Raw genomic sequence first — 775 nt, forward strand, 5'->3', positions numbered from 1 at the left:
GCATCGAAATTCCCGTCGTTGCACCGCCGACACCGCCTTCGGCGACCGCCACCACGGCGCAGATCGCAGCCTATAACACCGCTTTGACCAACGCCACGAACGCCAACGCCAACATCGCCAATGGCGGCACCTTCAGCGCGCGCGGCACGCGCTTCCTGCGTCTGCGCAACGAAGATGACTCCACCTTTACCGGCGAGCTTGGCGGCAACTTCCACTTCGGCACCGCCGAATTGCAGGTCGAGGGGACGTACAGCAAGGCGCTGAAGAAAGATCCGTTGCGTTCCGAATTCTCGTTCCGCACCGGCAGCACCGCGCTGACGGGTCTATCGCTCGACCTCAGCGACACGCTGTTCAAGGTCAACACCGCCAATGGCACACCCTATAATCCGGCGCTTTATTCGGGCTACCGCGTCAATTACGATCGCCGACGCGCCGCCGAAAACCTGTATCAGGGCCGCGTCGATCTGACGGTGCCGCTCGGCACGGGCGATGCCTTCACGCTGAAGGTTGGCGGCAAATATCAGCAGACCGACAAGACCAACAATCGCGATTTCCAGCAATATAACCTGTCGGGAAGCACGCTCGCCAGCACTGGTGCCGCCTATGACGATGGCAGCTCGGTCTATAATGGTCGTTACCTGTTCGGTCCGCGTATCAACTACGATCTTGCGCAGACCTATTATACTGTGACCAATCCGGCTGCGCGCACGCTGGACGCCGCCGCCAGCCTCGCCAACTCGCTGATCAACGATTACGATCTGAGCGAGAAAGTCTA

The 775-nt window shown here is 60.1% G+C and carries 1 protein-coding gene; it reads left to right on the top strand.

All coding sequences use genetic code 11. The features are described from left to right. The coding region (locus tag AACY52_RS28740; protein WP_339561132.1) for a hypothetical protein at nucleotides 1-775 on the top strand (775 nt) is incomplete at both ends.

The organism is Pseudomonas sp. EA_65y_Pfl1_P113, assembly GCF_963970525.1.
Taxonomy (GTDB): Bacteria; Pseudomonadota; Gammaproteobacteria; order Pseudomonadales; family Pseudomonadaceae; genus Aquipseudomonas; species Aquipseudomonas tritici.